Genomic DNA, 26,998 nt, shown 5'->3' with positions numbered 1-26,998 from the left:
GTGCTAGAGTTTTAAAAGTTAGTCTATATAAAAGGATAAAAATGAATGAATTAGAAAAGGTGCAAATTAGTTTGCCAATAATTTTAGATTTTGTATTCTATAGCGTATTAATGCTAGGAATTGGGTTTTATTTTTGGAAGAAAAATAAAACTTCAGAAGATTATTTTATAGGCGATAAAGGTATGGGTCCTATAGTATCAGCACTTAGTGCTGGAGCGTCTGATATGAGTGGTTGGCTTCTTATGGGATTACCAGGGGCTGTTTTATTATATGGCTTAGGTAAAACTTATATAGCAATAGGGCTTAGTATTGGTGCTTTAATTAATTGGATGTTTGTTGCTAAAAGGCTTAGAATTTATACTGATGTTAGAAAAGATTGTATAACGATTCCTGATTATTTTGAGACTAGATTTAGCGATGATAGTCATACCTTAAGAATAATTTGCGCTATTGTGATTTTAATATTTTTTACCATTTATATATCTAGTGGTTTAGTAGCTGGTGGAAAGCTTTTTGAAGAATTATTTTCAGTTAAATATGAACAAGCAGTAATTACAGGAACTATATTAATAGTTGTTTATACTTTCGTTGGCGGATATAAAGCAGTTTGTTGGACTGATTTGATACAAGGCTTATTGATGATGGGAGCTTTAATTATTGTTCCATTGGTTATGATTAATGAAATAGGCGGATTTAGCGAAGCTATTAATATAATAATTAAGCTTGGAGAAGAAAGTCAAAAAGATTATATTTCTATGAGTAAAAATCTAACTTTAGTAGGGATAATTAGTTCTTTAGCTTGGGGACTTGGGTATTTTGGTCAGCCACACATAATAGTAAGGTTTATATCTATAAAAAGCACAAAAGACATTCCAATTGCTACTTTTGTAGGTATTTCTTGGATGGTAATTAGCTTAATTGGAGCTATTTTAATAGGATTTATTGGTATAGCTTATTTATATAAGTTTAATATAGACTTATTAGATAAGGATAGAATTTTTATAGTAACTAGCCAATTATTATTTAATCCTTGGATTTCTGGAATTTTATTAAGTGCGATTTTAGCAGCGATTATGAGCACAGCTAGTTCGCAATTATTAGTATCTAGCTCAACTTTAGCAGAAGATTTTTATAGAAAAATTTTTAATAAAGGAGCTCCTGCTAAGATAGTAATGAGAGTTTCAAGACTTAGTGTTTTGGTTGTTGCTATTGTTGCTTTTATAATTTCTGCTGATAAAAATACTAGCATTATTGATATTGTTGGATATGCTTGGGCTGGTTTTGGTGCTTCTTTTGGTAGTGTGATAATTTTTTCTTTATTTTGGAAAAATATGAGTAGATTAGGTGCGATTTTAGGTATGAGTTTTGGTGCTTTAGGAGTGATTTTGTGGGAGCATATTGATTATTTTAATATTGCAAAAGAAGGTATATTTGAACTTTATTCAATAATACCAGGATTTTTACTAGCTTCAGTATTTATAATAATAGGCTCAATAATACAGCCAGTAAGACAAGGAACAAAAAAAGCTTATGATGATATGCTAACTAAATTAAAGCTCTAAAAATTAGAGCTTTATTATCTTTAGTTTAAAACCTTTTTGATATGATTTAAAAAATTTTCAAGGATATAAAAATGGATATAAGAAAAGAATTTTTAGAGTTTTTTGCTAGTAAAGGTCATGAAATTACCCCATCAAGCCCACTTGTGCCTGATGATGCGACTTTGCTTTTTGCAAATGCAGGAATGGTTCCTTTTAAGAGTATTTTTACAGGTGAAGTGCCAAGCCCAAATCCACCTAGAAAAACAAGCTGTCAAACTTGTATTCGTGCAGGTGGAAAGCACAATGACTTAGATAATGTTGGTTATACTGCAAGACATCATACATTTTTTGAAATGTTAGGAAATTTCTCTTTTGGTGATTATTTTAAAGAACAAGCTATAGCGTATGCTTGGGAATTTGTAACTGAGGTTATAAAATTACCTAAAGATAGGCTTTATGTAACCGTTCATGAAAACGATGATGAAGCTTATAATATGTGGCAAAAACACATTGCAAAAGAACGCATTTATAAATTTGGAGATAAAGATAATTTCTGGCAAATGGGTGATACTGGTCCATGTGGTCCTTGTAGTGAGATTTTTTACGACCAAGGTGAAGAAAATTTTAAAAGCGATGAAGATTATATGGGTGGAGATGGAGATAGATTCCTTGAGATTTGGAATTTAGTTTTTATGCAGTTTGAAAAACACCCTGATGGAACTATGACAAAACTACCAAAACCTAGCATTGATACAGGTATGGGACTTGAGCGTGTAAGTGCTATTAAAGAAGGAAAATTTAGCAATTTTGATAGCTCATTATTTATGCCAATAATTGAAAAAATCGCAAGTTTAGCAAACCTAAAATATGAATATAAAAGTGGAGCTAGTTTTAGAGTAATTGCTGATCATATTCGTTCAGCTACATTTTTACTAGCTCAAGGCGTAACATTTGATAAAGAAGGTAGGGGATATGTCTTACGCCGTATCGTAAGAAGAGCTTTAAGACACGGATATTTACTAGGATTTAAAAGTGCATTTATGTATAAATTAGTAGATATTGTTTGTGAATTAATGGGAGAGCATTATACATATTTAAATGAGAAAAAATCTTTTGTAAAAGAGCAATTATTAAGCGAAGAAGAGAGATTTTTAAATACTATTGAAAATGGAATGAGTATTTTTAATGAAGAGCTTAAAAATACTAAAAATGTTTTTAGTGGAGAAGTTGCGTTTAAATTATATGATACTTATGGCTTTCCACTTGATTTAACTCTTGATATGTTAAGAGAAAAAAATCTTAAAATTGATGAAGACAAATTCAATGAACTAATGGCTAAGCAAAGAGAATTAGCTAAAGCAAATTGGAAAGGTAGTGGGGATAAAGCAACTCACGGAGATTTTAAAGAATTATTAGATAAATTTGGTGTAAATGAGTTCGTTGGATATGAAAATACTGAAATTAAAGCAAAATTATTAGCTGTTTTAGATGAAGAATTTAAAATTGGAATTAAAAACAAAAAAGCTTGGCTAATGTTTGATAAAACTCCACTTTATGCAACAAGTGGTGGGCAAAATTACGATTTAGGTAGTATTTATAAAAATGATAAATTAGTTGCAAATGTGCTTGAAGTTGAGAAATTTTTTGATATTAATTTAGCTTTAGTTGAAATTGTAGGTGATTTTAATGTAAATGATGAATTATTAATCAAAATTGATACCGAAAGAAGAGCAGAAATCGCAAGACATCATAGTGCTACTCACTTGCTTCATTATGCACTAAGAAAGGTTTTAGGAGAAAATGCAACTCAAGCAGGTTCATTTGTAGATTTTAATAGAATTAGATTTGATTTTAATTTTACCCGTGCATTAAACGAAGATGAGCTAAAGCAAATTAGTGATATTGTAAATGATATGATTTATAAAGCTACAAATTCAATTATTCAAATAACTGATATTGAAAGTGCAAAAAAATGCGGTGCAATGGCGCTTTTTGATACAAAATATGGCGATAAAGTAAGGGTATTGACTTTAGGAGATAGTATTGAGCTTTGTGGTGGAACTCATGTTAGCAATACTTCAGTAATTGGCGATTTTATAATATTAAAAGAAAGCGGAGTAAGTGCTGGTGTTAGAAGAATTGAAGCAATAGCAAGTAAGGCTGCTAAAGAATACTCAAGGAATTTGATTGCGGAATTTGAAAATATCAAAAAAAGTCTAAAAACAAATGATATTTTAAAGAGTTTTGAGAATTTAAAAAATGAAATAAAAGAACTAAAAGACGCTTTAAAAAATGGTACTAATAATTTAAATAGTGAGATTATTAACGGCATTAATGTTTGCGTTAGTGAATATAACGGGCTTGATATTAAAGCTGGTATAGATGAGTTTAAAAATAAATTTGATAAAGCTGTTATTGTTTTAATCGCTTGCAAAGATGATAAAGTAAACATTGCGGTTGGCTCAAAAAATACTAGCGTTAAAGCAGGAAATTTAGCTAAGATTGTAGCTCAATTTTTAGGCGGAAATGGCGGTGGTAGAGATGATTTTGCTACTGCAGGTGCAAAAGATATTAGCAAAATTAACGAAGCTTTAGCTTTAGCAAAAGATGAAATCAAGAAGGTAATATGCTAGGGCTTGATAGCTTAGTTTTACCTTATATACATTTATTAGCCGGTATTTGCTTTATTGGTCTTCATTTAGGCATTAGAGCAAATGCTGGTTTTTATTTATGTGAAGATGAAGAGAATTTACAAAAAGCACTAAGGATATTAAAAAAGCAGCTTTATGCGTTTTTTGTTTTAATGGCTGTTATGGCTTTTAGTGCTATATATGTAATGATTAATAATAGTTCTGACCCATTGTTTAATACTTTAGCATCTACACAATGGTCGCTTTATGCTTTTGCTACTTTAAATTTATTATATATTTATTATCAATTTATTTTATGTGAGAAAGAAAAAGAAAATAAATTATTGGTTTGTAATGAAAAAATAGCTTTAATTGTTTATTATTTTATCCCATTAAATATTTTGATTTCTTGTATTGGTGTGCTATTTGCTTTACTCATTAGCACTATGATTTAAGGAGATTTTTTGAAATACATTATTTATTTTATAGCTGTTTGTGGAATTTTAGGCTGTGTTGTTTTAGGATATTTTTTAAATGTTGTTGAAAATAAAGATATTGATTATAAGGAATTTGATTTAGACCTTACAACTCAATTTTATGATAGAAATGGCACTTTACTTGCAAATGTTTTTAACGAAAATAGAGCTTATGCTAGATTTGAAGAAATTCCACCAAGACTAATTGAAGCATTAATTGCCATTGAAGATACGAGTTTTTTTGAACACGAAGGAATTAATATTGATGCTATTTTTAGAGCAATTATTAAAGATATTCAAAAAGGTCGCTTAGCAGAAGGTGCTTCAACTCTTACTCAACAACTTGTGAAAAATCATTATTTAACAAGTGAAAAAAGTATTAAAAGAAAAATAAATGAAGCAATAATTAGTTATGAAATTGAAAAAAATCTAACAAAAGAACAAATATTAGAAAGATATTTAAACTTTATATTTTTAGGGCATGGATATTATGGGATTAAAACAGCTGCTGCTGGGTATTTTCATAAGGAATTAAACGAACTTAGCCTTAAAGAAATGGCTATGCTAGTTGGCTTACCAAAAGCTCCTAGCACATATGATCCTACAAAAAGAATTGATTTATCGCTTTCAAGAGCTAATGCGGTTTTAAAAAGAATGTATGATTTAGGCTGGATTAGTGAAGCTGAATATAAACAAAATGTAGCTTTAAAACCGATTGTTTATGATGAGAGTTTAACCCAAAATAAAGCTCCTTATGTAATAGATGAAGCTATTAGACAATTACAAGCTATGGGAATTGAAGACATTAAAACAGGTGGTTATAGAGTTGAACTTAGTGTTGATTTGAATACTCAAAAAATAGCTGAAGAAGCTATTAAGTTTGGATATGATGAACTTATCAAAAGAGATAAAGATATAGATTTAAATCAAATCAATGGAGCTATGATAGTTACAGAGCCTAGTAGCGGGGATATTTTAGCTTTAGTTGGCGGGGTTGATTATTATAAAAGTAATTTTAATCGTGCTACTATGAGTAATCGCCAAGTGGGTTCAAGCTTTAAGCCATTTGTATATCTTACAGCTTTAAATCTTGGCTATTCACCTGCTAGCGAGATTGCTGATATTGCAAGAGTATTTGAAACTCGTGATGCACAGGGTAAGAAAATGATTTGGAAGCCTAAAAATTATGGAAAAGATTTTAATGGTTTAATCACTCTTAAAGAAGCACTTACAAAAAGTAGAAACCTAGCTACAATTAACTTATTACTTGATACTAGCCTTAGTTTTGTTCATCAAACAATTACTAAATTTGGTTTTACAAATGTTCCACAAGATTTATCAATAGGATTAGGTTCTTTTGGGGTTAGTCCTTATAATTACGCTGAACTTTATAGCATTATTTCAAATTATGGAACAAAACAACCTATTAGATTGATTACAAAAGTTACTGATAAATTTGGTAATGAAATTGAGTTAAAAACCAAAGAAGCAGAAGAATTTGTAAAACCTGAACAAGCTTATTTAATGATTGATATGATGAAAAATGTTGTCGCAGCCGGAACTGGTGGTGCAGCAAGAATTGCAGGACTTGAAGTAGCTGGAAAAACAGGGACATCAAATAAAAGTATAGATGCTTGGTTTGTAGGTTTTACGCCTAGTATTCAAGTAATAACTTGGTATGGTAATGATAATAATAAGCCTATGAAATATTATGAAGGTGGTGCTAGAACGGCTGCTCCTGTATTTAGATATTTTATGCAAAAATATTTAGCAGAAAATCCAAATATTAAAAGAACTTTTGATATACCAAAAGGCGTTGAAAAAAGAGTAATTGATGGTAAAACTTGGTTTTATACAGACAAATCACCTTTACCAAAAGCAAGTAGAAATGATATATTAAAACAACAAGAAGAAGATGGATTAATGTTTTAGGTAAGTTATTATGAAAATATATAATAAAATTTTAAGAAGTTGTATTAAAAGAAAGTATGAGATTTTATCTTTATTTAATAATGATATTAAAACTATAAATCCTTATGCTTTTATAAGGGTTTATAATGAAATAGAAACAATAGAGGCAACACTAAAAACAATAGTGGGGGGGGGTATTACAAGAGGAGTTCTAGGCTATCACTTAGATGAATTTGGTAAAGATGATGGAACTAGTGAAGTAATTAAACAATTTTGTAAAAATAATCCAAATTTTATAGCATTTGAATATCCATATAAGGTTATACCTCCAAGTAAGACAATGTATTTAAATGATATTAAAGAAGAGTATAGATTGGATACTTATTATAATTTTGTTCTTGATAAAATTCCACTTAATAATTGGTTAATTAAAATTGATTGTGACCATATTTATAATGAAATTGCATTAAAAAAGGTATTAATGCAACCAAAAAGCATTATTGATAGTATTTATTTGCCTGCTCTTAATATGCATTATAGTGATGGTAAATTATATTTTTTAAAGAATTTTTATAAAATAGGAGATGACCATTGGTTATTGTTAAGAAATAAAGATACTAATTTTTGCATTGATAAAGATATGGGTTGTGAATTTTTAAATTATAACTTTTTTAATTTTATTAAAGCAGAAAATATAATAAGTCTTCATTTTCCGTTAATGAAAAAATCTCGTATTCATTTAGCTACTAAAGATAATTTAATTCCTTATGATGAATTTGATTTTTCACAATTAAAAATGACAGAGATTGATAAAGAATTTATTTTAAACAAAGAAAAAATTTTAAGTTATTTTAATTCCTAAGTATTTTAAATTCTAATTCAATTTAAAATCTAGTATTAATTATATATTACTATCAAATATATAGCTATATTTTATAAAGTTGAAATATTAAATTATTCACTTATTTTAAACTTTTATAATTTTTAAGAAAATATATCAAAATAGTAGCAAAACTAGGGATTAAAAATGCAAAATTTAAAAAAGTTAAAAAACTAATATAATCAATTCCGTATCCATATTTTATAAATTTTATATCAGGCGGGAATATAAATGCTATAAAAATTAAAAAACAAATAGTTATAAGCCTAAAAATTAAAGATTTTTTATTTAATTTTATATTAAGATTTGTAGAATTTGTATTAAAAATCATAATAATAACATATAAAATAAATATTAATATTATATAAAATACCCCAAAAAATACAAGTAAAACAAATAAAGGTATCAAAAATAAATCAGCACAAAATAACCAAGATTTATAAGAATTTGCCTTATAAATAAGACTTAAAAATAATATGCTAAAAAATGGTAGTATCAATATATCTATAAAATATGCTTGAAAAGTAAAAATACTTTTAATTACTCCCATTTTAAACATTAAAAAACCAAAAAACATATAAGAGCTTAAAATTAAAAGTAAAATGCCCCAAAATTTAAAAAAATCTGCTGTGCTTAAACTTGCTTTATAATTTAATAAAAATATATTTAAAAGAGTTTTTAAAAATATATTTTTAAACATTTTTATCCTTTAGATTTGATATTTGTTATTAAATTGATATATAAAATATATGTTAATATGATATTAATTTACAAAATATCTTTAATAATTGAGCTAATTTCTATAAAGCCATCAACTTCTCTTAAAAACAAATATTCATTTGAAGGTTGTTTTAGTGCTAAATAATTTTTACCTAAAATTTCATTACAATATAAATAACTAGCAAAACTCCCACTCCCACAAGCACTCTCATAAAATAAAGTCTTAATATCTCTTACCCAGACAATAGGCTCAAGACAATCACCTTGTAAATACATAAAACCACTTGCTTTTTTGTCTAAAAAATCATTATCTTTTAAATATGAATATGCAAATTCTTTTAAATTAATTTTAGATAAATCTAATTTTTTCGTATAAATAATATGAAAAATATCTCCTAAATCTACATAATATATATCATCATCAAGCTTATTTAATTTATATTCATTTTTAAATCTTAAATAATAAAAATTATCATCTTTATATAGTTTTTTAATATTATTATCTTTTATAAAATCACTGCTACTAATACCGCATAAATAATCTTTATCATTTAGTTTAATTTTTGTAGTTTTTAAATTATTAGTATCTAAAAAATACTTTCCAGCACATCTTAAAGCATTAAAACAAATCTCTCCACCTGCCATTTTTAATTCATAATCTTGTATAAAGCCAACTTGTTCAACATCTTTATGCTTAGCTAAAATCTCATTATTTATACTTTTAAAATCTAAATTATTAATTCCAACAACCAAAGCCGTAGTATTTCCCGCTGGATAATATAAATTATATTTATACATTTTTTACTCCTTTAATTTTCTTTATCTTAAACAAGCTTAGTTAAAATGGCGTAAGAGTATGGTGGATAATCGCTTTTAATTAAGAGGAAAGTCCGGGCTGCAATAAGATGAGGTTCCATCTAACAGATGGCTAGAGCAATCTAAGGGAAAGTGTAACAGAAAATAAACTTCCTAATTTTAGGTAAAGGTGAAACGGCGGGGTAAGAGCCCACCAGTGATTATGCGAGTAAAAGCAATTCAGCTTATAAACCCAACCTGCAGCAAGAAGGGGTGGTTTTTATCTTATATTTTAAACCCTTCGCTAGAGTGCTATTGTGAAATAGTAAGTAGATAAATGATTATCCAAGACAAAACCCGGCTTATAGCCATACTCTTTTAAGGATTAGGATGCAAATTAGAGTTTATTATGAAGATACTGATTGTATGGGGATTGTCTATCATACAAATTATTTAAAATATTGTGAAAGAGCTAGGAGCGAATGGTTTTTTGCTAATGAAGGAAAAGATTTATTAAAAGAAAATCCTTTTGCATTAAGAGAAATTAAGGCTATTTATAAAGCACCTGCTAAATTAGGAGATATTTTAGAAGTTAAAAATATTCTTGTAGGATTTGATAAATATTGTTTAGAATTAAAGCAAATAATTTATAAAGATGATAAAGCTATTTTTGAAGCTTTTATAAAATTAGTTCATATAAAAGATGGCAAACTATCCCCAATTAGCGAAGAATTAAAAGAATATTTGAGTAAATAATTTATATAAATTCTTTAAAATTTTCGTGATTAGCTAGTATTAGTCTTTTATCATTTAAAGCTAGAAGTTTTTTGCTAAAGCCGTTTTTGCTAAAAAGTATAAAATAATCAGGTTCAAAATCCAAATATCTAGCTTTTTGAATGAGTTTTGAATACGAGCTAATACACATTTTTTTGCCATTAAATTTCACTTCGCCTAATAAAGATATTTCGTAATTGTCATAAAAAATATCACATTCATAATCTTTGCCCCAAATACTCTTAATGCCTTTTATATTAAATCTCTTCTCGCACCACTCACAAGCGATTTGCTCGTAAATAAACGACTGATATTCATAAAATTTTTCATTAATTAATTTTAAGGCTAATTCTTTATCTTTTAAAATTATTTTCTCCATTGCTTTTAAAAAATAAAAATAAAATCTAGTGTAATTAGAATTAAAAATAACTTTATTTTGTGGATAAAATCTCTTAAAACTCAATAAATCATTATTTAATTCAAGTCTTAAAAAACCACGATTAATCAAGGAATGAAAGCTTTTTCTAGCTTTAAATCTTGAGCCGTATTTGTTGATAGAAAACTCCAAGCGAGATTTTCTAGCGTAGTGAATTAGTGCCTTGCATTCGCTTTCATTTATTTCAAATTCGTAAGGATTATATGTATTTACTAGCTCGTTTATATAATAATTAATATCATTTAAACTAGGTTTAAAACTCTTATCTCCAAACACAGAATAAAAGTCTAACGCTTCGTCTAAATAAAAATGCGGATATCTTTTAATAAAGTCTAAAAATTCTATAACTACCCCTTAATTTTTTTGTGCTAATTTTACTTTAATTATTTTTACAAAGGGCAAAAATGCAAATTAGTGAGCTAAAAAGCGACATAATTTTAGATGAAAATACAAAATATTTTGATTACACAGCAAGTGCTTTGGCACTAAAATCAATTGAATTAAAAATGCAAAATATTTTAAAAACATATGCCAACACTCATTCAGATAGTGCAAAAAATTCAAAAATAACAAGTAAATACTATAAAGACGCAAAAAGCTATATCAAAAAAAGCTTAGGATTAAATTCTAATTATAGCTTGATTGCTTGTGGGAGTGGCTCAACTGCGGCTATTAAAAAATTTCAAGAATTATTAGGAATATATGTTCCACCGCTTATTAAACAGCGTTATTTTAATGATATTGCTAAAAATACTTTGCCTTTAGTAATTGTTAGTGCGATTGAACACCATTCAAATGAGCTTAGTTTTAAAGAAGGTTTATGCGAGTGCATTAGACTAAATCATAGGGATTTTAATAGTGATTTATACGAGCTTGAAAGAATTTGCAAAAAGAACGCTAATAGAAAAATAATAATGAGTTTTAATGCCGTTAGCAATATCACAGGAGTTAGAGCAAACCTTGCAAAAATCAGCGAAATTGCGAAAAAATATAAAGCGATTTTAGCAATTGATGCAAGTTCGGCTATACCTTATGAAAATATTGAAATTCCGTTTGATGCTTTATTTTTTTCAGGACATAAAATGTTAGGCGGAGTTGGCACGAGTGGATTTTTAGCTATTAAAAATGAGCTTATTGGCAAAATTCCTACATTTGCAGCTGGTGGGACGGTTGGCTATGTTAGTAGGAGTAATTATGAGTTTTTAGACGATGCTGAAAGCCTTGAAGAGGGTGGAACTCCTGCGATTTTACAAGTTATTAAAAGTGAATTAGCTTTTAGGATTAGAGATGAAATAGGGCTTGGGGTGATTAAAGAAAAGGAAAATATCTTAAAAGAATATTTTTTAAACGCTATTAAAAAAGTGCAATTTAAATACAAAATCACACTATACGCTGCAAATATTAAGGATAGATTGCCTATATTTTCACTAAATTCTACAGGCGTTAGCCCTTATGATTTAGCTAGGGTTTTAAGCGATGATTATGGGATAGAAACTCGTGCTGGGTGTGCTTGTGCTGGTCCTTATGCACATGATTTATTAAATTATGTGGATAATCAAAATTTCAATGCTAAGCCTGGATTTTTAAGAATAAGTTTGCATTATACTCACGAATTAAGCGATATTGATTATTTGATTAACTCACTTTGCAAAAGCATAGAAAAGCTAAATAAGAATTTAAAATAAGGAATATTTATTAGCAAAGTAATTATGAATTTAAAAGGACTTGGTGCTTTAAGTATTCCAAGAGTGTTTTTTAATATGCAATTAATTTCAAAATTAAATGCTTTAAAAAAGTTAAAAAATGATGAGATTTTACATATAAAAAATAGATTGAATTATTACAATAAAATTAATGATTTTTTTGAGTTAAAAAAGATAGAAAATGTAGAGCATTCTAAATTAGGCGAAAACTTATTAAAAAACACTTCATATTCTTTTGATTTTTACAAGGTTAGCAAATATTTTCATAAAGATTTAAAGATAAATAAATTCTTTTATGATTGTTCTAGCGAGTTTTTAAATACTATAACAAAATCAAGACCAATTTATAGTAAAAATGTGATTTTAAAGCTTGATATCAGAAGGCATTTTTGTTTTTTAAATGATAAAAATGATTTTAAAGATAAAGTGGATTTGGCTGTTTTTATGGGTGCTTGTGTTCAACAAAATAGAATAGATTTTATTAATAAATTTAAAGATTGTAAAAGACTAAATCTAGGTAATGTAAATAAGAAAAATAGGTCAGGTTATTTAAGCAAGGAAGAGCAGCTTAAATATAAATTTATAATCTCTCTTGAAGGTTGGGATGTTGCTACAAATCTTAAATGGATAATGAGTTCAAATTCTATCGCAATTACTCCAAGATTAAAATATGAAACTTGGTTTATGGAAGGAAAATTAATTCCTAACGAGCATTTTTTATTAATTAAAGATGATTTTAGTGACATTTTAGATGTAATGGATAATGCTTTAACTAATGATAAATTAGTAAAAAAAATTATTAAAAATCAAAATGAATATATACAACAATTTTTAAATCCTAATATAGAAGAGTTGCTTGGTATTTTGGTTTTAGCGAAGTATTTTTATTATTCAAATCAAATTAAATTAGATAATTTTGTAATTGAATTATTTGATGGAATTTAAAATATATAAATTTTATTTTAAACTTTATTAATATTTAATATGAATTAAAGTAAAAATAATTTAATATTTATTAAATATTTTTAAAGGAGAGTTTATGAGAAAGATTGTATTTTTAGGTGCTGGGTATGCAAATTTAAGCCTAATTAAAAAGATTAAAAAGAAAAATCTAAGAAAAGCAGAATTTATACTAATAAACAATAATTCTTATCATTATAAAACGACAGAACTACACAAAATAGCAGCAAGAGAAAGCGAAAAAGACATAGTGATAAATCTAAAAAGCATACTGCCTAAAGATATAACCTTAATTTGTGATAATGTAAAAAGTATTGAAAATGGCAAGGTTATTTGTGAGAATGCAAATTATGATTATGATGAGCTTTATGTTGGACTTGGTGCGAGTGTAAATACTTTTGGCATTGCTGGACTTGATGAATGCTTAAATATTATAAATTATAAAAACGCTTTAAAAACTGCTGAAACACTTTATAAAAATCTTGAGCTTTATGAGAATAAAAATGTAATTATTTGTGGTGCGGGGCTTAGCGGAGTAGAGCTTTGTGGCTCAATTGCTACAACTTGCAAAAATCTAGGAATTAGTATTAATTTATATTTGGTTGAAGCAATGGATGAGATTTTGCCTGTTTATACTAAAGATTTAGCTAAAAAAGCTAGAAATTATTTAGAAAATCTAGGCGTAAAAGTTCTAAGCTCTCATAAAATAATCAAAAAAGTTGATGATAAATTATTCTTAAACGATGAAAATAATTATATAAAAGCAAAAACTATAATTTTTACAGCTGGAGTTAAGGGTAGCGAAGTGATTGCAAATAGTGGCTTTAATCACAAAAATAATAGAGTTTTAGTAAATGAATATTTAATGGCACCTAATTTTGATAATTGTTATGTTTTAGGAGATTTAGCGATTGTTTCAAATTTCGCACCTACTGCACAAATTGCTTGTAAGCAAGGAAAATACCTAGCAAAAAGACTAAATGCAAGACTTGAAGGAATTGAGTTTAACGAACCTTTTAAATACAATGATAAAGGTAGCATTTGTTCGGTTGGAAAAGACTATGCAATAGGCGTTATTTTAGGTAAAACTTATAGTGGTTTTATGGCAAAAAGTCTTAAAAAATTAACCGAAATAGAATGGAGTGAAACTCTAAAGTAAAATATTAAAAGAATTTTAAGAATTTGAAATTCTCATTTCAAATTCTTAAATCTCAAAATCTCTTTTATACTATTTATTACATAATTTATCTCATCGTTATTGATTACATAAGGTGGCATAAAATAAATCGTATTGCCAAGTGGTCTTAAAAGCAACCCATATTCAAGTGCTTTTAGATACACTTCAAGCCCAAATCTAGGATTAAAATGCTCTATATCAAATGCAAATACCATTCCTTGATGCCTAACATTTCGCACACTTTTAAATTCAGCAAATCCTTGCCAAAGTGAGTTTATATACTCGCTTTTAATTTTATTTTGATTTATAACATTATTTTTATTAAATATATCCAAAGTTGCATTCGCAGCAGCACAAGCAAGTGCATTTCCTGTATAGCTATGTGAATGCAAAAATGCCTTGTATTCGCTATATGGAGCATAAAATTCATTATAAATTTCATCATTTGTAATTACTACACTAATTGGTAAATACCCACCGCTAAGCCCTTTGCTAAGGCATAAAAAATCAGGCACAATTTCACACTGCTCTAAAGCAAACATAGTCCCGCTTCTTCCAAATCCAACGGCAATTTCATCAAAAATTATATCAATATCATAAGATTTTGCTAACCAACAAGCCTTTTTGATAAACTTAGCTGAATACATATTCATTGAACCTGCACACTGAATTAAAGGCTCAAGGATAAAGGCATTTATGTTTTTATGCTCTTTTTCAAGTAATTTTTCAAGCTCTTTTAATTCATTTTCATAATCTAGTCCACTTGGTGCAGGGGTGTTTAAGCATTCAAGCAAAAGTGGTTTATAAGTCTTTTTATAAAGTTCAACATCGCTTACGCTTAGTGCAGCTATCGTTTCTCCGTGGTAAGAATTATTAAGTGATAAAAATTTGTTTTTTAATTTTCCTTGCAAAAGATTTTTATGAAAACTCATCTTAAGTGCTACTTCAACAGCACTTGAGCCATTATCAGCATAAAAGCATTTATTAAGCTTAGTTGGTAGTAAATCAGTAAGTCTTTTTGATAATCTTATAATGCTTTCGTGAGAAAATCCAGCCATTATGATATGCTCTAAGGTGTTTAATTGCTCGTAAATTTTGCTATTTATATAATCATTGCTATGTCCGAAAAGATTTACCCACCAAGAGCTAACGCAATCAATATATGATTTATCATTAAAATCATATAAATACACACCTTTTGCCCTTTTTATAGGGATTAATGGCACAAATTCGTGCTCTTTCATTTGTGTGCAAGGGTGCCAAATATGTGCTAAATCAAGTTTTACTAATTCTTCTTGCATTTATAACTCCTTTATAAATTTTAATTAAAATTATTATAAAGGATAAAAATGCAAAACTTATTAAATGAATTAAAAAAAGAAAATAATTTTAGAGAACTAAAAAGATTTAAAAATGATGGTAAATTTGTGATTTTTAATGATAAAAGACTGCTTAATTTTGCTAGTAATGATTATTTAGGAATTGCAAGTAGCGGTGAGCTTGAACGGGAGTTTTTAAAAAATCATTTTGCACTTAGCTCAAGTGCTAGTAGAAGTCTTGGTGGCGGTGGAGATGAATACTTTTTGTTTGAAGAATACTTATCGTCTTTATATAAAAATGAAGCGCTTTTATTTAGTAGCGGGTTTTTGCTAAATTATAGTTGTTTAAGTGCTTTAGCTACTTTAAAAAATACGCTTTTTTTAGCTGATAAAAAAGTTCATGCAAGTATTATTGATGGCATAAAGCATTCTAATTTTAAACGCTTTAAACACAATGATATAAATGATTTAGAAAAATTATTGCAAACGAATTTAAATTATGAAAAAATCATAATAATTTGCGAGAGTTTATATAGTATGGATGCAGATTTTGCACCACTTGATAAGCTTTTAGAACTTAAGAAAAAATATAAAAATATTATGCTTTATGTTGATGAAGCACATAGTGTTGGTTCACTCGGCATTAATGGGCTAGGACTTGGATACTTAAAAGACATTGATTTTTTAGTTCTTACATTTGGTAAAAGCATTGCTAGTATGGGTGCTGCGATGATTTGCTCAAAAGAAGCAAAAGATTTTTTTATAAACAAGGCTAGGGGGTTAATTTATTCAACCGCTTTACCACCTATTAATGTAGCTTATTCGCATTTTGTGTTTTCAAAATTGGCTAATTTTGATAAATTAAGAGAGCATTTACAAAATCTTAGCTCATATTTAAATGAATTGCTAAAAGATAAAATAAAGGGCGTTAGTTATATAAAAATGATAGTTTTAGGAGATAATGAAAAAGCTAATTTTTACTCGGCAAAACTTATGCAAAAAGGCTTTTATGCTCCAAGTATAAAAACTCCAACCGTGGCTATTAAAGATACAGGAATAAGACTATCAATAAATGCTAGTATGGATTTTAGCGATTTAGATAATTTTGCTAAGGCTTTTTATGAAATTTGAGTTTTTACATAAAAATAATTCTAGTGATTTGGTGTTATTTTTCGGTGGTTTTGGCTTTTTACCGAGTGCTTATAATTTAGCTTCTAGAAATGATGTTTTAATGGTTTATGATTATTTGGAATTTGATTTAGGATTTTTAGAGATTTGTAAAACTTATAAAAGCATTAAACTAATCGCTTTTTCAATGGGTGTTATGGTGTCTTGCAAGTGCGATTTAAGTTCGCTTAATATCGTGCAAAAAATAGCGATAAATGGCACTATAAAAGGTATTGATGATGAGTTTGGAATTAGCGAAAAGCTTTTTAAAATTACGGCTAAAAGATTTGATAAAGAAAGCTTTTTAAATAATTGTGGCGGGATAAATAAGGCATTTAATCAAAATCCTAAAGATGAGCTTTTAAGTATTATAGAAATTTCTAAAAAGCCTTGTATTTGGCAAGATTATGATTTGGCATACTCATCAAATGATGATAAAATTTTCCCACAAAATGCACTTTTAAAAAGCTTTAAAAATATTAATAAAATCAATGCTTCTCATTTTTGCTTTGATAAGTTTTTAAGCTGGGATGAAATATGAAAAGTTTTTTAAGAGCAAAAGATACTTATTTTAAAAATGCTATCGTGCAAAATGATATGAGAGAAGTTTTGCTTAGCGAAATAAATGGGCGTTTTTGTAGGGTGCTTGAGCTTGGCTCAAATAGGGGTGAGTTTAGCAAAATGTTGGCTAAAAAGATAGAATTTAGTGAGTTTTATTGCGTGGATATTAATGATTTTAGCTGTGATTATGGCAAGGAATTTATTTTCGTAAAGCACGATTTAAGAGATTTTGAAAACTCATTTTTAGCTAAAATGGATTTTGATTTAGTCATTTCAAATGCGTGTTTTCAGTGGCTTGATTTAGCAAAATTAATAAATGAAATTTCTAAATCAAATTCTAAGCTAATTTTTAGCACTTTTGGAGTGAATAATCTTTGGCAAATTAAAGAACATTTTGGCGTAGGGCTTGAGTATTTAAATATTGATGAAATAGAGCGGATTTTAAAGCCGTATTATAAAAATATAAAGATTTTTGAGAAAGATTATGAGCTAAATTTTAGCTCAAGTATTGAGCTTTTTAGGCATTTAAAACTTAGTGGAGTAAATGCCTTTAGTGGGGTATTTTTAGGTAAAAATGATTTAAAAATCTTTAATGATAAATATCACAATACCTTAAACTACCACGCCATTTTCGTTAGTGCTAGTAAATGATTTACTCAAGTTCTAAATTCATTTAGTTTTGAGTTTAATTTTTCTGTAATGTTACTAAGATGATTTGCTGCTCCTGCTATTTCTTCTACGCTTCTTGCGTTTTCGTGAGTTATTTGATTTATATTATCCATACCTAGCAATATATCATCCATTGCTTTGCTAGTATTTATGTAGTCATTTACCGTGTTATTAGATATTTCAATAACCATATTCATAGCATTATTCATATCTTTCATAATTTTTTGTGTATCTTCAGAAAGATGGGTTAAATCGCTAATTTGTTTAGCATTTATACTCATTTGTTCGCTTGCATCTTTAATACCTTGAACTATAACACTTATTGTTGCATTTATTTCACTAAGGCTTTTTTGAGTTCTTTCTGCTAAACTTCTTACTTCATCAGCTACTACGGCAAACCCACGCCCATGCTCACCTGCTCTTGCTGCTTCAATTGCAGCATTTAATGCAAGTAGATTAGTCTGGTCTGCTACATCATTAATTATTTCTAAAATAGATTTAACATTATCAGCATCGTGGCTAAGTTTGATAATTTTATCTGATACTTCTGATTCTAAATTTGCACTTTGAATAATTTTTGTATTTAATTCTGAAATAGATTTATTTACATTATTAATGTATATAATTGCATCAACTAATTTTTCTTTACCATTACTAGCAGCATTTACACCACTATCTAATGCTTGTTTTGTAGTATCGCCTTTATTTGCTATATTTTCAACAATATTAGCACTTTGCTCAACACTTTGACCTGTATTTAAAGAACTTTGAGAAAGTTCATTTGCTACACTAGCATTTTCGCTACTTATATTTTTAGCATCTACGATTAATAATCTAACTTTTTCTATAAAATCATTAATGGCTTTACTTGTTGCTGCTATTTCATCTTTACCATTTATAGGAAGTTTTTGAGTTAAATCTCCATCTCCACTACTTAATTCAGTAGCTCTACTTGTAAGATAATTAAGTGGTTTAGATATTTGAAATAATACAAAGAAAATTAATATAGCAAGTATTATTATCCCAATAATCACTGCGTATGTTATGAATTTAATTCCAAAACTACTGATTTTATCATTCATACCTTTATTGATTGTATTGATTTTTTGTATACTTTCACTTAAGCTTATGCTACAAGCATAGATAATTCCCATACCTGTATCTTTTTGAGCGTATATTAAAACTTCTTTTTCTTTATCTAAAGCTTTATCAAAAAAAGTTGTCCTAACAAAACCACCATCTTTATCTTGAGCAGCTTTAATAATATCTCTTATGTAATAATCTCCATTTTTTCCTTGAGCATCATAGTTGTTTTTGCCTATTCTATCTTGGATATAATGAACTAGATAATTCCCTTTTTCATCCATAGCAAAAAAATTCACTAATTTATTATGCAAATCCATATCTTTTAAATAAATCAGCGTATTTTGGTAAGCTTCGTTTTTACCCAAACCTTTTGAAATCGCTTCTGTATAAATATTATCAGTTATATGATTTATAGCATAAATAATACTTTTAGCAGTGTTTTGTGCATCATCTAAGACTAATTTTTCAATAGATACATCAGTATCATCGCTAATTGATTTCATCGCACTATTTGATAAATAAATCATACTAGAGCATAAAATCACTAAAGACACAGCAATTATAATTGCTAATTTTTGAGATATTTTCATTTTACTCTCCTAATAATTTTTATTACAATGAAAATATTATCAAAAAATTAATTTTTTATTCTTAAGACTTTATATATCTATATAATAGTAGTTAAATATGTGTCAATGGGGGGGGGGTATCTTAAATTGTAATATGTATGAATAATGTCATTTATTAAAATTTTAATAAATAAATAAATTTTTAATATTAAAAAGTAAGCAAAAAATGCTTACTTTATTTACTCAAGTTCTAAATTCATTTAGTTTTGAGTTTAATTTTTCTGTAATGTTACTAAGATGATTTGCTGCTCCTGCTATTTCTTCTACGCTTCTTGCGTTTTCGTGAGTTATTTTATTGATATTATTAACTCCTGATAATATATCATCCATAACCTTGCTAGTGATTATATAATCATCTACGGTTTGATTTGAAATTCCTATTACATTATTCATAGCTTCATTCATATCGTTCATAGTTTTTTGAGTATTATCAGCTAATTTTGTCAGTTCCCCAATGCTTTTTGCATTTAGGCTCATTTGACCACTTGCATCTTCTATACCTTGTGTTATAACACTTATTGTTGCGTTTATTTCTACTAATGAATGCTGGGTTCTTTCTGCTAATTTTCTTACTTCATCAGCTACTACGGCAAACCCACGCCCATGCTCTCCTGCTCTTGCTGCTTCAATTGCAGCATTAAGTGCAAGTAGATTGGTTTGGTCTGCTACATCATTTATCATTTCTAAAATAGATTTAACATTATCAGCATCTTGACTAAGTCTTACTATCTTATCTGATACTTCAGCTTCTAAATTCGCACTTTGCATAATTTTTGTATTTAATTCTGAAATAGATTTATTTACATCATTTATATATTTTAGAGCATTTACTAATTGATTTTTACCATCTTCTGCAGCTTTAACTCCGATTGCTAGAGTAGAGTTTGCACTATCTCCTTTATTAGCTACATCTCTTACTATCACAGAGCTTTGCTCAACACTTTGACCTGTATTTAAAGAACTTTGAGAAAGCTCATTTGCCACACTAGCATTTTCGCTACTTATATTTTTAGCATCTACGATTAATAATCTAACTTTTTCTATAAAATCATTAATGGCTTTACTTGTTGCTGCTATTTCATCTTTACCATTTATAGGTAGTTTTTGAGTTAAATCTCCATCTCCACTACTTAATTCAGTAGCTCTACTTGTAAGATAATTAAGTGGTTTAGAGATTTGAAATAATACAAAGAAAATTAATATAGCAAGTATTATTATCCCAATAATCACTGCGTATGTTATGAATTTGATTCCAAATTCATTTATGTGAGAGTTCATATCGTCGTTGATTTTTTGTATTTCTTTCATTCCTTCATCTAAATCCACGGTGCAAGCATAGATAATTCCCATACCTATATCTTTTTGAGCGTATATTAATACATTTCTTTCTTTGTTAATCATAGAATCAAAAAACTTAGTTTTAACATATCCACCATCTGGGTTTGCTGATGATTTGATTAAATCTTGAATAAAGTATTTTCCATAAATATCTTTGTCATTTATATGATTTTTACCAACTCTTGCTTGAACATAATGAACTAGGTAGGTTCCATCTTCATCCATTGCGAAAAAATTCACTAATTTATTATGTAAATCCATATTGCTTAAGTATTTTATGGTGTTATTGTATGATACTTCTTTACTAATGCCTTTACTTTTTAAATCTAAATATAACTGGTCTGTCATATGATTTACACTATATACAACGCTTTGAGCAGTTTTTAAAGCATCGTCTAAGACTAATTTTTCAATAGATACATCAGTATCATCACTAATTGATTTCATCGCACTATTTGATAAATAAATCATACTAGAGCATAAAATCACTAAAGACACAGCAATTATAATTGCTAATTTTTGAGATATTTTCATTCTCATTCTCCTATTGATAATAATTTCTAAATTAAGCTCCGTATATTAGCATAAAATTTACTTTTTATTCTTAAGCCTTTAAATATCTATCTAGCAATGCTTTAATATGTGTCAATGGGGGGGGGTATCTTAAGTTGTAACAAATAAAATAAATATTAATTTAATAGTATTTTGAATTTTTTAAAAAAAATATAAAAATTTTTATATAAATTATTTATGGAATTTGGATTTAAAATTCAAATTCCATAAAATTTTTAGCAACTCTTAGCTACTTCATAGCCACTTTTTAAGATAAGTTCTACATCTTTATGTTTTTCTTCGCCTTTTGTAGTCAGATAATCTCCTAGCACGATAGCATTTATCCCTGCTTCAAACATAGCTTTAAAATCATCTTTAAATGCAAATTCTCTACCACCTGCAGCCATTAGTCTTGTATTTGGTAGTTTTTCTTTTGCAAGTTTTATTATATTAATAGCTTCTTCTTTGGTGATTTCTTTAGCTTTTATTTTTAAAGCTTCATTTTTTATATAAAAATTAATTGGACTTGTGTGCGGCTTTAAAGTCGCAAGAGCGTCAAGTAATTCAGCTCTTTGTTCATCGCTTTCTCCTAAGCCAAAAATCCCACCACAGCAAATGCCAAGTCCAGCATTTATAGCGTTTTGATTAGTTTCATATCTTTCTTCATAAGTATGAGTTGTGCAGATATTTTTAAAATTGCTTTTGGCGGTTTCTAGGTTGTGATTATAACTATCTATTCCATGCTCTTTTAAAAATACTAAATCCTTATAACTAGCTCTTCCATTGCAGCCAATTAGGTGTAAATGTAAGCCACTTTCTTTAATAGCACTTGCTGCTCTTGCAATAAAATCTAGCTTTTTACTATCAATTCCACGACCAGAAGTAACAAGGCAAAATCCTAAAGCACCAGCTTCACTAGCTATTTTTGCTTCGTTTAAAATAGTATTAATATCCTTATAATCATATACATTAATATTTGTATTATAATGCTTACTTTGGGTGCAATACGCACAATCTTCGCTACAATTTCCACTTTTTACATTGCAAATTGAACATAAAAATATTTCTTTCATTTTATATCCTTTACTTGTTAAAATACAATTTATTCTAACTAAAAAGGATAAAAATGTATATATGTGGCATTCATACTGACGCTGGTAAAACTCATTTATGTGTTGCTTTGTGTAAAGCTTTTAATTATTCTTATTTTAAAATAGTTCAAGCAGGTTGTAATAAAGATAGCGATATTTTAAAGCGTTTTGTAAAGAATGTAAAAGTTCATAAAGAAGGGATATTTTTAAATACTCCTGCATCACCACACATAGCAAAAAAGGTTGATAATATTGAATATTCTATAAATGATTTAATCTTGCCTATTGATGATAAAATGATTATTGAATTAGCTGGGGGTCTTTTTTGTCCTATTGATGATAATTTAACTATGATTGATTTTATGAAAAAACATAAGCGTAAAGTGATTTTAGCTGCTAGGAATTATTTGGGTATGATAAATCATACGATTTTAAGCATAAAAGCATTGCAAGATAATGGTTTTGATATTGTTTGTGTTGTGATGATTGGTGAGATTGATACTAGACTTGATGAGTTTATTTATAATTATACGGGCGTAAATATAGCTCATTTAGAGTATTTTGATGAGTTTAACATAGATGAAAAGATACAAGAATTTAAAAATGAAATTGAAAAATATTTAAGGAGTTAGTTTTGGAAATAATTTATGTGATTTTGGCTATTTTGTTTTTAGTAATTATTATGGTTATTTTTACTTATAATTCTTTAATAGCAAGAAGAAATGATGTAAAAAATACTTATTCAAGTATTGATGTTGAGCTTCAGCAAAGATATGATTTAATACCTAATTTAATAGCTTCTATAAAAGCTTATTTTGAATACGAAAAAGATACTTTAGAAAATATTGTAAAACTTAGAGAAAATGCTATGTATTCAAATAATACTAAAGAAAAATTTGCTTTAAATAACGAACTAAGTAAAGCTTTAGGGAATTTAAATATAAAACTTGAAAATTACCCTGATTTAAAGGCAAACTCAAGTGTTAATAATCTTTTAAGTGCTTTAAAAGATTGTGAAGAGCAAATTAGTGCTGCTAGAAGAGCTTATAATTCAGCAGTTACAAGTTATAACAATTATTGCGAGAGTTTTCCAAATAATTTAATAGCTAATGCTTTTAATTTTATAAAAGCTGATTTTTATGAAGTAAAAGATGAAATTAAAAGCAATCCTAATGTAAAAGATTTATTTAAATGATTAAAACATTAAAACTTATTTTTATAGTTTTAGTTGTTTTTGCATTTTATAAATTATGTTTAGCAATAGATGATTATTATATTAGCAAGGATATGAATTTAATTCATTTTAGTCATTTTTTATATTTAATGGTATCTTTAATATTACTTGCTTTATTAATTTATACTCTTAATCTTTTTTTATATGTATTGCCGTTTTTTTATAAACATAATTTCGTTTTGATTGAAGATAAGGAAAAATATAAAGATACATTAATAGCTTCTGATAGGGCTTATATTTTTAATGCTTATAGAAAAAATGGTTTAGATATTTTGTTTTGTTCTTTTTTAAAAGTTGATAGTATAGGTATGTTTGATGTTAAGATTAAGTATTTAAGTATTGATTTTTTTGGAACTTATATAAGGGTTAAGAAGAAAATTCATAATAATTTTGGTATTTTTGCTAATAGGAGATTGCTATTTTTATATTTTAATAATGGAATTTTATTTAATCAAAAGATTAGTTATTTGAGTGATAATGTAGAATTTAATAAAAAATTTATTTTATATCCTAGCGATATGGTTAAGGATTTTAAATTTTTAAATCCTAAAAAATTAAGAAATATCGTAACAGCTGCAAAATATATAAATCATAGATTTAGTGTGATTTATGGTGATGAATATTTAGAAATTTATATTCATAATTTTTTATTTTCTTCTAATATTGAGAATGAATTTAAAAGTGTTTTAAGAATTATAAAAGAATTTAATGAGGCAAAATGATAGAGTTTTTAAAAGTTTTTAGAATAATTTGTATTGTGTGTTTGGCAATATATTTAATTTGGGGTATTGCTAGGCAATTTCAAAATATTTATATAATGTTTATTTTGATAGTATTTATTATAATTTCATCATTTTTTATTAGCTATATTCAGTATAAAAATATAATCAAACCATTTTTTATTAGCAATAATTTTAATGAAATATCAAATATAAGCGATATTAAAAAAGGCATAATAAATAGTGAAAGTTTAAATATAGAATTTGCTTATAATAAAGATGATTTAGATATTTTAAAGGTTAATATTAAAAACACTTACTACACACAAAAAGATAAAAAAAGAGAAAAAGATATTTTTAAAGGAATTTATATTCGTAAAAAAAATATAAAAATGAAAGATTTTATAATAGTTAGTAATAGCGATATTAAGGATATTTTAGGAGTTAAAGAGCCTTTAATTTTACTTGATAATGTAGATTTTAATAAATATTTTAAATTGTATTCTAATAATAATTTAGAAGTTTTTAAATTCTTAAATCCTAAGAAATTAGATATTATTAGTAATAATGCAAAACTTATTAATCACAAAATAAGTCTTTTTTATAAAGATAATTATTTGCATATTTATATTCATAATTTTTCTTTTAGTGAAAATATTGAAAAAGAATTTAAAAGCATAATAAATATTGTTAATGAGTTTTAAAAAATGTGAGAATTTGAAACACGAAATTAAAAGTATATGCTATTATAAGTTATAATTTTATTTTTGTTATATTTATAACATTAAAATTGTCAGAATTTTATATCAGGAGAGAAAATGAAAAGAGAAGAAATAAAAGAATTAATAGATATGTTTGCTCAAGCAAATATAGGCAAAATCAAAATCAAAGAAGGCGATTTTGAAATTAGCTTAGAAAAGCAAGGAACGGTTGTTGAATGCGCACCAATTCCTGCAGTAATGCCACAAAGTGCCCCAGCACCAATTAATGTAAATGTAGTAAATGAAGCACAACCTGCTAAAAACACTCATCCAGCAATTACAAGCCCAATGGTAGGAACATTTTATCAAGCACCAAGTCCAGGGGCAGCTAGTTTCGTAAAAGTTGGTCAAACAGTGAGAAAAGGCGATACAATTTGCATTATTGAAGCTATGAAAATTATGAATGAAATTGAAGCTGAATTTGATTGCAAAATCGTAAGCGCTTTAGTAGAAGATGGACAACCTGTGGAGTATGGAACAGAATTATTTGCAGTTGAAAAACTATAAGTAGGTTGCAATGAGAGAGATTAAAAAGATTTTAATTGCTAATCGTGGAGAAATAGCTCTAAGAGCTATTAGAACGATTAAAGAAATGGGTAAAGAAGCTATTTGTATATATTCTAGTGCTGATAAAGACGCTTTATATTTAAAATATTGTGATGCTAGTATTTGCGTTGGTGGTCCAAAATCAAGCGAGAGTTATTTAAATATCCCATCAATTATTAGTGCTGCTGAATTATGTGGTGCTGATGCGATTTTTCCTGGATATGGGTTTTTGAGTGAAAATCAAAATTTCGTAGAAATTTGTGAGCGTCATAATATTAAATTCATAGGTCCTAGCGTAGAAGCTATGAATACTATGAGTGATAAAAGTAAAGCTAAACAAGTTATGAAAAGAGCAGGTGTTCCAGTAATCCCAGGTAGTGATGGGGCTATTAGTGGAGTAGAAGTTGCAAAAGAATTAGCTGAAGAAATGGGCTATCCTGTTATTTTAAAAGCTGCTGCAGGTGGTGGTGGCCGTGGTATGCGTGTGGTTGAAAAGGCTGCTGATTTAGAAAAAGCATATTGGTCTGCTGAAAGCGAAGCTACAAGTGCATTTGGTGATGGTAGAATGTATATTGAAAAATACATTAAAAATCCACGCCATATTGAAGTGCAAATCATAGGAGATAGTTTTGGAAATGTTATTCATATAGGTGAGCGTGATTGCTCTATGCAAAGAAGACATCAAAAGCTAATAGAAGAAAGTCCAGCTAGAATTTTAGAGCCAGCTACTAGAGAAAAATTATTAGAAACTGCTATAAGAGCAGCTAAAGCTATTGGATATGAAGGTGCAGGGACATTTGAGTTTTTATTAGATGATTATCAAAACTTTTATTTTATTGAAATGAATACAAGATTACAGGTTGAGCATTGCGTAAGTGAAATGTGTAGTGGAGAAGACATTATTCGTCATATGATAAATGTAGCTGAAGGAAAAGCTCTACCTAAACAAGAAGAGATAAATTTTAAAGGTCATTCAATTGAGTGCAGAATTACTGCAGAAGACCCTAAAACATTTACACCTTGTCCTGGGACAATTAGTAGATATACAGCTCCTGCAGGTGCAAATGTGAGAATGGAAAGCCATGTTTATCAAGGATACAGCGTTCCTCCGTTTTATGATAGTATGATAGGTAAGCTTGTTGTGTGGGCTCCTACAAGAGAGATGGCAATTCATAAGATGAAATGTGCTTTACAAGAATTAATAGTAAGTGGTATTAAAACTACAAAAGATTTTCATATTTCTATGATGGAAAATCCTGATTTTATAAACAATAAATTTGATACAAACTATTTATCAAGAAGATAATTTCTAAATGAAATTCT

Annotated in this window: 24 protein-coding genes, 1 other RNA gene and 3 pseudogenes; 19 read left to right on the top strand and 9 right to left on the bottom strand. The window is 27.6% G+C overall.

Translation table 11 applies throughout. The features are described 5' to 3' along the window. The first annotated feature begins 41 nt into the window (after window positions 1-41). The 5 genes from putP (at window position 42) to AVBRAN12642_RS01330 (ending at window position 7,420) form a co-directional block, all read left to right on the top strand. The gene (putP, locus tag AVBRAN12642_RS01350; RefSeq protein WP_214119815.1) at window positions 42-1,562 is read left to right on the top strand and encodes a sodium/proline symporter PutP; all 1,521 of its coding nucleotides are present in this window, start codon (window positions 42-44) and stop codon (window positions 1,560-1,562) included. A 71-nt stretch (window positions 1,563-1,633) separates the two neighbouring features. Beyond that, window positions 1,634-4,174: an alanine--tRNA ligase gene (gene alaS / locus AVBRAN12642_RS01345; protein ID WP_336607070.1), complete on the top strand. Its 2,541-nt coding sequence runs from the start codon at window positions 1,634-1,636 to the stop codon at window positions 4,172-4,174. Then, entirely contained in the window at window positions 4,168-4,626 is a 459-nt protein-coding gene (locus tag AVBRAN12642_RS01340; protein ID WP_214117112.1) for a hypothetical protein, read from the top strand. The genes alaS and AVBRAN12642_RS01340 overlap by 7 nt, the downstream gene beginning before the upstream one ends. A gap of 9 nt (window positions 4,627-4,635) precedes the next feature. Next, a complete protein-coding gene (locus AVBRAN12642_RS01335) occupies window positions 4,636-6,579 on the top strand; it encodes a transglycosylase domain-containing protein (RefSeq protein ID WP_214150496.1) in 1,944 nt (647 codons plus the stop codon). A gap of 10 nt (window positions 6,580-6,589) precedes the next feature. Beyond that, window positions 6,590-7,420 (top strand): hypothetical protein, encoded by an 831-nt coding sequence (locus tag AVBRAN12642_RS01330; protein ID WP_336607069.1) that lies wholly within the window; start codon window positions 6,590-6,592, stop codon window positions 7,418-7,420. A 100-nt stretch (window positions 7,421-7,520) separates the two neighbouring features. Here the strand turns inward: AVBRAN12642_RS01330 and AVBRAN12642_RS01325 are convergent, their stop codons facing one another. Continuing rightward, window positions 7,521-8,138, bottom strand: coding sequence for a hypothetical protein (locus AVBRAN12642_RS01325; protein ID WP_336607068.1), 618 nt, complete (start codon window positions 8,136-8,138; stop codon window positions 7,521-7,523). Between the two features lie 68 nt (window positions 8,139-8,206). Continuing rightward, entirely contained in the window at window positions 8,207-8,956 is a 750-nt protein-coding gene (locus AVBRAN12642_RS01320) for a hypothetical protein (protein WP_336607067.1), read from the bottom strand. Window positions 8,957-9,009: 53 nt separating this feature from the next. On the opposite strand from AVBRAN12642_RS01320, the gene rnpB reads away from it, so the two are divergent. Together rnpB and AVBRAN12642_RS01310 are read left to right on the top strand one after the other, a co-directional pair. Then, window positions 9,010-9,334: RNase P RNA component class A (rnpB, locus tag AVBRAN12642_RS01315), an RNA gene on the top strand. Between the two features lie 9 nt (window positions 9,335-9,343). Next, window positions 9,344-9,709, top strand: a complete 366-nt coding sequence (locus AVBRAN12642_RS01310; RefSeq protein WP_214117099.1) for a YbgC/FadM family acyl-CoA thioesterase — start codon at window positions 9,344-9,346, stop codon at window positions 9,707-9,709. Window position 9,710: 1 nt separating this feature from the next. Here the strand turns inward: AVBRAN12642_RS01310 and AVBRAN12642_RS01305 are convergent, their stop codons facing one another. Continuing rightward, window positions 9,711-10,439, bottom strand: coding sequence for an ATP-binding protein (locus tag AVBRAN12642_RS01305; RefSeq protein WP_336607066.1), 729 nt, complete (start codon window positions 10,437-10,439; stop codon window positions 9,711-9,713). Between the two features lie 128 nt (window positions 10,440-10,567). On the opposite strand from AVBRAN12642_RS01305, the gene AVBRAN12642_RS01300 reads away from it, so the two are divergent. From AVBRAN12642_RS01300 to AVBRAN12642_RS01290, 3 genes are all read left to right on the top strand, one after another. Further along, window positions 10,568-11,848, top strand: coding sequence for an aminotransferase class V-fold PLP-dependent enzyme (locus AVBRAN12642_RS01300; protein ID WP_336607065.1), 1,281 nt, complete (start codon window positions 10,568-10,570; stop codon window positions 11,846-11,848). A gap of 24 nt (window positions 11,849-11,872) precedes the next feature. Then, window positions 11,873-12,811: a glycosyl transferase family 90 gene (locus AVBRAN12642_RS01295; RefSeq protein WP_336607064.1), complete on the top strand. Its 939-nt coding sequence runs from the start codon at window positions 11,873-11,875 to the stop codon at window positions 12,809-12,811. Window positions 12,812-12,905: 94 nt separating this feature from the next. After that, window positions 12,906-13,985, top strand: a complete 1,080-nt coding sequence (locus AVBRAN12642_RS01290; RefSeq protein ID WP_336607063.1) for an NAD(P)/FAD-dependent oxidoreductase — start codon at window positions 12,906-12,908, stop codon at window positions 13,983-13,985. Window positions 13,986-14,017: 32 nt separating this feature from the next. On the opposite strand, the gene AVBRAN12642_RS01285 is transcribed toward AVBRAN12642_RS01290, so the two are convergent. Further along, entirely contained in the window at window positions 14,018-15,304 is a 1,287-nt protein-coding gene (locus AVBRAN12642_RS01285; protein ID WP_336607062.1) for an adenosylmethionine--8-amino-7-oxononanoate transaminase, read from the bottom strand. Between the two features lie 48 nt (window positions 15,305-15,352). Here AVBRAN12642_RS01285 and AVBRAN12642_RS01280 point away from each other — a divergent pair, with 48 nt between their 5' ends. From AVBRAN12642_RS01280 to AVBRAN12642_RS01270, 3 genes are read left to right on the top strand one after another with little or no spacing between them, the layout of a single operon-like run. Then, window positions 15,353-16,453, top strand: coding sequence for an aminotransferase class I/II-fold pyridoxal phosphate-dependent enzyme (locus tag AVBRAN12642_RS01280; protein WP_336607061.1), 1,101 nt, complete (start codon window positions 15,353-15,355; stop codon window positions 16,451-16,453). Further along, window positions 16,443-17,030, top strand: coding sequence for a pimeloyl-ACP methyl esterase BioG family protein (locus AVBRAN12642_RS01275; protein ID WP_336607847.1), 588 nt, complete (start codon window positions 16,443-16,445; stop codon window positions 17,028-17,030). The genes AVBRAN12642_RS01280 and AVBRAN12642_RS01275 overlap by 11 nt, the downstream gene beginning before the upstream one ends. After that, window positions 17,027-17,701 carry a methyltransferase domain-containing protein gene (locus AVBRAN12642_RS01270; protein ID WP_336607846.1) on the top strand — a complete coding sequence of 225 codons (675 nt, stop codon included), beginning with the start codon at window positions 17,027-17,029 and terminating at the stop codon, window positions 17,699-17,701. Before AVBRAN12642_RS01275 ends, AVBRAN12642_RS01270 begins: the two co-directional genes overlap by 4 nt. Window positions 17,702-17,706: 5 nt before the next feature. Here the strand turns inward: AVBRAN12642_RS01270 and AVBRAN12642_RS09855 are convergent. The 5 genes and pseudogenes from AVBRAN12642_RS09855 to AVBRAN12642_RS01255 form a co-directional block, all read right to left on the bottom strand. Further along, window positions 17,707-18,210: pseudogene (locus AVBRAN12642_RS09855) on the bottom strand (methyl-accepting chemotaxis protein); the annotation flags it as partial. Window positions 18,211-18,564: 354 nt separating this feature from the next. Further along, window positions 18,565-19,308 (bottom strand): annotated as a pseudogene (locus AVBRAN12642_RS09850) (cache domain-containing protein); the annotation flags it as partial. A gap of 309 nt (window positions 19,309-19,617) precedes the next feature. Next, window positions 19,618-20,358 (bottom strand): methyl-accepting chemotaxis protein, encoded by a 741-nt coding sequence (locus AVBRAN12642_RS09845; RefSeq protein WP_442862223.1) that lies wholly within the window; start codon window positions 20,356-20,358, stop codon window positions 19,618-19,620. Between the two features lie 117 nt (window positions 20,359-20,475). Then, a pseudogene (locus AVBRAN12642_RS09840) lies at window positions 20,476-21,219 on the bottom strand (cache domain-containing protein); the annotation flags it as partial. A gap of 341 nt (window positions 21,220-21,560) precedes the next feature. Continuing rightward, complete coding sequence (locus AVBRAN12642_RS01255) at window positions 21,561-22,397, bottom strand: biotin synthase (protein ID WP_214117065.1); 837 nt, start codon at window positions 22,395-22,397, stop codon at window positions 21,561-21,563. Between the two features lie 53 nt (window positions 22,398-22,450). On the opposite strand from AVBRAN12642_RS01255, the gene bioD reads away from it, so the two are divergent. From bioD to AVBRAN12642_RS01225, 6 genes are all read left to right on the top strand, one after another. Then, entirely contained in the window at window positions 22,451-23,047 is a 597-nt protein-coding gene (bioD, locus tag AVBRAN12642_RS01250; protein WP_336607843.1) for an ATP-dependent dethiobiotin synthetase BioD, read from the top strand. Window positions 23,048-23,049: 2 nt separating this feature from the next. Next, the gene (locus AVBRAN12642_RS01245; RefSeq protein ID WP_250325842.1) at window positions 23,050-23,610 is read left to right on the top strand and encodes a LemA family protein; all 561 of its coding nucleotides are present in this window, start codon (window positions 23,050-23,052) and stop codon (window positions 23,608-23,610) included. Continuing rightward, window positions 23,607-24,371 (top strand): DUF3137 domain-containing protein, encoded by a 765-nt coding sequence (locus tag AVBRAN12642_RS01240; RefSeq protein WP_336607842.1) that lies wholly within the window; start codon window positions 23,607-23,609, stop codon window positions 24,369-24,371. Before AVBRAN12642_RS01245 ends, AVBRAN12642_RS01240 begins: the two co-directional genes overlap by 4 nt. Then, window positions 24,368-25,072 (top strand): DUF3137 domain-containing protein, encoded by a 705-nt coding sequence (locus AVBRAN12642_RS01235; protein ID WP_336607841.1) that lies wholly within the window; start codon window positions 24,368-24,370, stop codon window positions 25,070-25,072. The genes AVBRAN12642_RS01240 and AVBRAN12642_RS01235 overlap by 4 nt, the downstream gene beginning before the upstream one ends. Before the next feature lie 114 nt (window positions 25,073-25,186). Continuing rightward, window positions 25,187-25,636 carry an acetyl-CoA carboxylase biotin carboxyl carrier protein gene (gene accB / locus AVBRAN12642_RS01230; RefSeq protein WP_214118793.1) on the top strand — a complete coding sequence of 150 codons (450 nt, stop codon included), beginning with the start codon at window positions 25,187-25,189 and terminating at the stop codon, window positions 25,634-25,636. Between the two features lie 10 nt (window positions 25,637-25,646). Beyond that, window positions 25,647-26,981, top strand: coding sequence for an acetyl-CoA carboxylase biotin carboxylase subunit (locus AVBRAN12642_RS01225; RefSeq protein ID WP_214118795.1), 1,335 nt, complete (start codon window positions 25,647-25,649; stop codon window positions 26,979-26,981). The last annotated feature ends 17 nt before the right edge of the window (window positions 26,982-26,998 follow it).

Origin of the sequence: Campylobacter sp. RM12642 (assembly GCF_020137635.1) — a bacterium.
Classification (GTDB): domain Bacteria; phylum Campylobacterota; class Campylobacteria; order Campylobacterales; family Campylobacteraceae; genus Campylobacter_E.
Note: the sequence above shows the minus strand (reverse complement) of the source record. Positions and strands in the feature narration are given on the sequence as shown.

Excerpts from the sequence above, each read along its gene's own strand:
- AVBRAN12642_RS01310 (WP_214117099.1), top strand. The coding sequence starts at position 9,344 with ATGCAAATTAGAGTTTATTATGAAGATACTGATTGTATGGGGATTGTC.
- AVBRAN12642_RS01225 (WP_214118795.1), top strand. The coding sequence starts at position 25,647 with ATGAGAGAGATTAAAAAGATTTTAATTGCTAATCGTGGAGAAATAGCT.
- putP (WP_214119815.1), top strand. The coding sequence starts at position 42 with ATGAATGAATTAGAAAAGGTGCAAATTAGTTTGCCAATAATTTTAGAT.
- accB (WP_214118793.1), top strand. The coding sequence starts at position 25,187 with ATGAAAAGAGAAGAAATAAAAGAATTAATAGATATGTTTGCTCAAGCA.
- AVBRAN12642_RS01235 (WP_336607841.1), top strand. The coding sequence starts at position 24,368 with ATGATAGAGTTTTTAAAAGTTTTTAGAATAATTTGTATTGTGTGTTTG.
- alaS (WP_336607070.1), top strand. The coding sequence starts at position 1,634 with ATGGATATAAGAAAAGAATTTTTAGAGTTTTTTGCTAGTAAAGGTCAT.
- AVBRAN12642_RS01295 (WP_336607064.1), top strand. The coding sequence starts at position 11,873 with ATGAATTTAAAAGGACTTGGTGCTTTAAGTATTCCAAGAGTGTTTTTT.
- AVBRAN12642_RS01340 (WP_214117112.1), top strand. The coding sequence starts at position 4,168 with ATGCTAGGGCTTGATAGCTTAGTTTTACCTTATATACATTTATTAGCC.
- AVBRAN12642_RS01320 (WP_336607067.1), bottom strand. The coding sequence starts at position 8,956 with ATGTATAAATATAATTTATATTATCCAGCGGGAAATACTACGGCTTTG.
- AVBRAN12642_RS01290 (WP_336607063.1), top strand. The coding sequence starts at position 12,906 with ATGAGAAAGATTGTATTTTTAGGTGCTGGGTATGCAAATTTAAGCCTA.
- AVBRAN12642_RS01280 (WP_336607061.1), top strand. The coding sequence starts at position 15,353 with ATGCAAAACTTATTAAATGAATTAAAAAAAGAAAATAATTTTAGAGAA.
- AVBRAN12642_RS01300 (WP_336607065.1), top strand. The coding sequence starts at position 10,568 with ATGCAAATTAGTGAGCTAAAAAGCGACATAATTTTAGATGAAAATACA.
- AVBRAN12642_RS01285 (WP_336607062.1), bottom strand. The coding sequence starts at position 15,304 with ATGCAAGAAGAATTAGTAAAACTTGATTTAGCACATATTTGGCACCCT.
- AVBRAN12642_RS01255 (WP_214117065.1), bottom strand. The coding sequence starts at position 22,397 with ATGAAAGAAATATTTTTATGTTCAATTTGCAATGTAAAAAGTGGAAAT.
- AVBRAN12642_RS01275 (WP_336607847.1), top strand. The coding sequence starts at position 16,443 with ATGAAATTTGAGTTTTTACATAAAAATAATTCTAGTGATTTGGTGTTA.
- bioD (WP_336607843.1), top strand. The coding sequence starts at position 22,451 with ATGTATATATGTGGCATTCATACTGACGCTGGTAAAACTCATTTATGT.
- AVBRAN12642_RS01240 (WP_336607842.1), top strand. The coding sequence starts at position 23,607 with ATGATTAAAACATTAAAACTTATTTTTATAGTTTTAGTTGTTTTTGCA.
- AVBRAN12642_RS01325 (WP_336607068.1), bottom strand. The coding sequence starts at position 8,138 with ATGTTTAAAAATATATTTTTAAAAACTCTTTTAAATATATTTTTATTA.
- AVBRAN12642_RS01330 (WP_336607069.1), top strand. The coding sequence starts at position 6,590 with ATGAAAATATATAATAAAATTTTAAGAAGTTGTATTAAAAGAAAGTAT.
- AVBRAN12642_RS01270 (WP_336607846.1), top strand. The coding sequence starts at position 17,027 with ATGAAAAGTTTTTTAAGAGCAAAAGATACTTATTTTAAAAATGCTATC.